The sequence below is a fragment of the Shewanella septentrionalis genome (assembly GCF_025370265.1).
Lineage (GTDB): Bacteria > Pseudomonadota > Gammaproteobacteria > Enterobacterales > Shewanellaceae > Shewanella > Shewanella hafniensis.
In genome coordinates, this window is the sequence record NZ_JAMTCC010000083.1 from 1 (window position 1) to 5,605 (window position 5,605).

General features: G+C 46.2%; 6 protein-coding genes. All 6 read left to right on the forward strand.

Annotated elements, in window-relative coordinates; translation table 11 throughout:
* Positions 1-97: 97 nt before the first annotated feature.
* From dinG to NE536_RS22325, 6 genes are read left to right on the forward strand one after another with little or no spacing between them, the layout of a single operon-like run.
* Entirely contained in the window at positions 98-2,170 is a 2,073-nt protein-coding gene (gene dinG, locus NE536_RS22300; protein WP_131524311.1) for an ATP-dependent DNA helicase DinG, read from the forward strand.
* Positions 2,171-2,179: 9 nt separating this feature from the next.
* Positions 2,180-2,953, forward strand: a complete 774-nt coding sequence (locus NE536_RS22305; RefSeq protein ID WP_006081148.1) for a sulfite exporter TauE/SafE family protein — start codon at positions 2,180-2,182, stop codon at positions 2,951-2,953.
* Positions 2,950-3,612 (forward strand): primosomal replication protein, encoded by a 663-nt coding sequence (locus NE536_RS22310; protein WP_107950184.1) that lies wholly within the window; start codon positions 2,950-2,952, stop codon positions 3,610-3,612. The genes NE536_RS22305 and NE536_RS22310 overlap by 4 nt, the downstream gene beginning before the upstream one ends.
* Before the next feature lie 10 nt (positions 3,613-3,622).
* The gene (locus NE536_RS22315) at positions 3,623-4,312 is read left to right on the forward strand and encodes a DUF2057 domain-containing protein (RefSeq protein ID WP_261274054.1); all 690 of its coding nucleotides are present in this window, start codon (positions 3,623-3,625) and stop codon (positions 4,310-4,312) included.
* Between the two features lie 29 nt (positions 4,313-4,341).
* Complete coding sequence (locus tag NE536_RS22320; protein WP_261274055.1) at positions 4,342-5,250, forward strand: histone deacetylase family protein; 909 nt, start codon at positions 4,342-4,344, stop codon at positions 5,248-5,250.
* Between the two features lie 33 nt (positions 5,251-5,283).
* The gene (locus tag NE536_RS22325) at positions 5,284-5,574 is read left to right on the forward strand and encodes a late competence development ComFB family protein (protein WP_028760452.1); all 291 of its coding nucleotides are present in this window, start codon (positions 5,284-5,286) and stop codon (positions 5,572-5,574) included.
* Positions 5,575-5,605 lie beyond the last annotated feature (31 nt).

A 5,605-nucleotide genomic window follows, 5' to 3' on the forward strand; every position in this document is an offset into this window, starting at 1 on the left:
GTTTCTCAATTTAAATGCCGCCAAATGGCAGAAAAGTTTCTTAGGCTATGCAATCACTGTTATTATGTACAGCATTAATTCGATAAAGTAGTGACGCATGTTACCTGACAATGTAAAAACCCAGATCCGCGCCATCTATAAGGATATCGCTACCGCCTTGCCTAATTTTAGGCCGCGCCGCGAACAAAACTATATGGTGGCGGAAATCTCTAAGACCCTCGCCGGCGACTATGATAAAGATAGGCGCATCATAGTGGTCGAAGCAGGCACTGGGATCGGTAAATCATTGTCTTACATCCTCGGTACCATTCCACTGGCATTAGCGAGCAAGAAAAAAGTCTGTATCGCCACCGCGACCGTTGCCTTACAAGAACAATTACTGCATAAAGACTTGCCCTTCTTCCTTGAGCAATCCGGCTTAAATTTCCGCTTTGGCCTAGTAAAAGGTCGACAACGTTATGTGTGTCTATCGAAACTGGCGATGCTCATCGGTGACGACAACAGTACACAAATGGCCATGTGGCAAACTAAACCTGACAATAGCCAAGTGGCTATGATGCATGGCCTGTTAAAAGACTATAACGAAGGTCGCTGGAACGGCGAAATCGACACCTTAGCCGTGCCGCTGCCCGATCACCTGTGGCAACAAATCGCCTGCGACAAACACAGCTGTCATCGCCAAGTCGCCAGCCACAGAAATTGCCCGTTCCATAAAGCCCGCGAAGATGTCGATACCTGGGACGTGCTCATCGCCAACCACAGCTTGTTATTCGCCGATTTAGAATTAGGCGGCGGCGTGATTTTGCCCGATCCCGAAGACGTGTTTTATGTTATCGATGAGGCACATCACTTACCGATTGTGGCGCGGGATTTCTCCAGTGCACAGGCCACGCTGAGGGGCGCCTGCGACTGGCTCGAAAAAATTGGTAAAACCTGCGCTAAGTTACAAAACCAAATAAAGAGCAACAATATCATTGCCCCCGCGCAGGCGATGCAGGATCACTTAGGCGATCTTATCAGCCAGCTCAATCAAGTGGCCCACTACTGCGATACCCAGACCAAACACTTTGCCAATCCTGAAAACCGTCTGCGTTTTGAGCACGGCAAACTACCAGAGTCATTACTCATTCTCGCCGAAAACCTTGCAGTGACCTCTAATCTTGCCCTCAAACAGTTTAATAAAATGCTGTCACTGCTGGCCGAGGCGATTAAAGATGGCGATATTCCTAAACATCAATCCGAAGCACTATTGGCCGAAACCGGATTTATGCTGCAAAGGCTCGAAAACCTGCAGAAATTGTGGAGGATGATGGCCAAGGAAGATAAGCACAAAGGCGCACCTATGGCGCGCTGGGTTGAACTTATCACAGGTAAACAAGTGGATTATCTGTTTAGCGCTTCACCTATCGAAGTCGGCTTTATGCTGGAATCCATGCTGTGGCAAAAGGCCGCGGGCGTGGTCTTATGTAGCGCCACGCTACGCGCACTCAATAACTTTGATCATTTCGTGCATCAAGTAGGTTTGTCACTCAACGATGGCAGTCGTTATTTAGCCTTACAATCGCCCTTCGATTACCCCAATAACGCGACACTTTATTTACCCAAAATGCGCACTGAGCCGACAGATGATGCCTATACGGCTGAACTTGCCGAACAAATCATCACCCTTATTGAAGGCGAAATGGCAACCTTAGTGTTATTCGCCTCCTACTGGCAGATGGAAAAAGTGGTTGAATTACTTGAAGGTAAGCTCACCACTGAACTACTTATTCAAGGCAATGCGCCACGGCAACAATTATTAGAAAATCATAAAGCTAAATGCGATAAGGGCGAACCAAGCATCTTGTTTGGCACCGGCAGTTTTTCTGAAGGTCTCGACTTGCCCGGCGATTATCTGACGAACTTGATCGTCACTAAACTGCCCTTTGCGGTGCCAACCTCACCCGTTGAACAAGCCCATGCGGAATATGTCAAAGTCAAAGGCGGCAATCCCTTCTTACAACTGACTATCCCAGATGCTTCACGTAAGCTTATTCAAAGTTGTGGTAGATTACTGCGTAAAGAGCAAGATTATGGCCGAGTCACCATTTTAGATAGGCGGTTAGTTACTAAACGCTATGGCAAGTCCTTGCTGGACGCCTTACCGCCCTTTAGACGTGTCATAGAGTAGGATTAAAATTTGGAATTGTTACTCGAGCCCAGTCATTGGGCCCTGTTGGCAGTTATAGGTCTTATCGCTGGGTTCATCGATGCTGTTGTTGGCGGCGGTGGCCTATTGTCGATCCCCGCACTGTTAACCTTAGGCATTGCACCGCACACCGTATTAGGTACCAATAAGTTAGCCGCCAGTTTTGGCTCTTCAATGGCGGCTTGGACCTATTATCGTCAGCACCTTTTTAAACCCTCGTTTTGGTACATGGCCTTTATTGCCACCTTTATTGGTGCCGTATTGGGCAGTTTCTTAGTCTATTTAGTCGATACCCAATGGCTCGAAAAAGTCCTGCCACTGCTGATCATTGGCATCGCCATTTACAGTTTAGTCAGCCCCAATGCGATATCGGACGTTAACTGCCAAGCCCCAACCAGCAAACCACCCGCCAAGCAACAATGGCTACAGGGACTTGCTTTAGGCACTTATGATGGCTTTGCAGGCCCTGGCATAGGCGCGTTTTGGACTGTCACATCCGGCTCTTTGTATAAACTGCCTTTACTGCACAGTTGCGGCCTCGCCCGTGCGATGACCTTTACCAGCAACTTAACCGCGTTGACTATCTTTGGCTGGCTTGGGCAGGTAGAGTGGCAAATAGGTTTGTGGATGGGATTATGCATGATGTTAGGCTCATTTATCGGCGCCCGCTGCGCGATTAAATTTGGCATGCCCTTTATTCGTCCACTGTTTATTTTGATCGTGCTAATGATTGCAGCGAATTTGGCATGGAGCGCATGGTTGTGAACACCCAACAATTACTTAAAAAACTTACAAAGCAGCTAGATGCGCTCAGAGAGGAAGTTATCATACACGATAAGAATCTGAATCCATGGCAAAAAAAATTGCTACAGGATACTGAAAGATTTAATAATGAACTTTTTATTCAACATGGTGCGATTCTATTTCCTTGTATCACTCAAATACATAGTAATATCTGTCAACTTGAAAAACTGATAAAGCTTAAAGTGACGAAACAAGCTATCGAACTAAGTTGCGCTAAAATTGAAGACCGTTTTACCGCCGTAAAACGTGCAATCAATTCTACGACAACAAATATCAATATAGTCAAGCAACAAAAAGCCAATGCGCGAGCACGCTATGCTCGTAAAAGTGAACAAGCTCATGCAGAAACGGAATTTGATTGGATTGCCAGTTCTGTAATGCAAAATAGCCATGCTATTTATGAAGAGTTAAATAAACATTTTAATTGGGCTAGAAAAATTGAACAAAAAATAGCAAAAATGGAATCAAATCTTGAAAATTGTCATAGTACTGACAAAATAAAATTGCAAAATGACATCCTTTTGATGCATCGTCGTCTAGGAAAATGCAGGCAAGCTATTCGTTATATAGAAGATCGCATTCAAACCATCGAACGTCCGTATCAGAGTAATAATCGTTAAGGAGTAACAATTGAAATCACTTTTGCCAATCAGCAGCCTGCTAGTATTACTCGGTTCTGCTTCAGCCTTCGCCGCAGATCTCAACATTCCGATGTCTTTTGAGTACCTTGCACTCGATGGTAAAAAAGTCGAGTCTAGCGTGTTCAATCATAAAAGCAGCTTAGAATTGACACCTGGCACTCACAAAATCGCCATTCGTTACCATGAAATGGTAGAGGATGATTTTAGCGATAGCCAAACCTTTGTTAAATCAGCCCCTTTCATCGTGACCTTAGACGTTGATGGCGACTATCAATATTACCTCCAAGCGGCCGAAGGCAAAGTCGTTAAAAAGCCTAAAGTTTACGCGCAAAACCCACAAATCAAATTAACCCGTAGTGACAAAGGCAACGTTAATTACCAAGTGGTGAATACCAATTTAGAAGAAGAAAGCTTCGTCTCTCGCCTTTTCAGTGGTAATCAAGCCGTTGACGTATCCGGTACTGCCGCAGCAGCAACCGGTGCAGCTGGAGCAGTAGTAGCCGTTGCACCAGCACCCGTGGCAACATCGGCGACCGTTAGCGCGACGTCACTCACTGCCCCCGTAGACACCTCTAAAGCAACAGCCGCTAATCCACAACAAATGTTGCAATACTGGTGGCTACAAGCGGATGAGAAAACGCGTAAAGAATTTATGAGCTGGGCAATTTCACAGCTATAACGACTTACGATAACGAGGTTTAGTCAATATTGACTCTGATCCCACTGGTTTATCACGCCAGCTATTCCAAGCTGGCGCTTCCTCCTCGCCACAGATTCCCCACGACCAAGTACGCGCATCTACGGCAGTACTTACTCGATAATCAGCTTGCCACACCAGCCCAGTTCTGCACGCCAACGGCGATGACAGCGCAGGATGTAATGCAAGTGCATCAACGCGAGTACGTAGAGCAGTTTATCGCGGGCACTTTGCCAACAGCGGCGCTCAGGCGGATTGGTTTTCCGTGGAGTGACGCCTTAGTTGAGCGTACCTTGCATTCTGTGGCTGGCACTACACTCACAGCTTCATTAGCCGTAAATCAGGGTATTGGCCTGCACCTAACGGGTGGCTATCATCACGCCCATTACGATTTTGGCAGCGGCTATTGTATTTTCAACGACCTTATCCTCGCGGCAAGGAATGCTATCGCGAGCCAACAAGTACACAAGGTACTGATATTTGATTGCGATGTGCATCAAGGTGATGGCAGTGCAACCCTCAGCCAGCGACATCAAGGGATAATCAGTTGCTCGATTCACTGCAAAGAGAACTTCCCAAGCCGTAAGCAGCATTCCCACCATGATATTGAGCTGACCAAAGGCAGCGATGACAATCTGTATCTCGAAACCGTGGAGCAAACACTTGCCCTACTCATCCGCATCCACCAGCCAGATCTCATTCTTTATGATGCTGGGGTCGATATCCATCAAAATGATGATCTCGGCTTGCTTAATATCAGTCAAGAAGGGCTATTAAGACGGGATTTAACTGTGTTATCAATGGCAAAATCGGAAAATATTCCAATTGCTGCCGTGATAGGCGGCGGCTACAGCAGAGACGCACTACAATTAAGCCGAAGACACAGCCAACTTTTTATTGCGGCAAACCATTTGTGGTAGCAAACTCAATGAAAACCGTCATGGAGCATAACGATGCAACTCGAAATCCGTAATTATTACGAAGTTCTTTTAATGGAAATATTGTCAGATGAAGGACTTATGGACGAACTTCCTGAGGACTATCTCGCCGACTTATGTTGCGTGACCTTAAATCAACTGCCAGTGCGCTACATACGCCACCTCGTCGATACTTACTTCTTTGAAGACTATAACGAGCTGCAAGAATTAAAGCGTGAGATCCAGACCGCACTCGAAAAGTCCCGCGCATTCCTTAAACAAAATCTGCAAAAAAGATTACAGGAAGAAGCCGAAGCCAATCGTTAATCTCGCAAAAGGCTGACTGTGTAGTGGCACA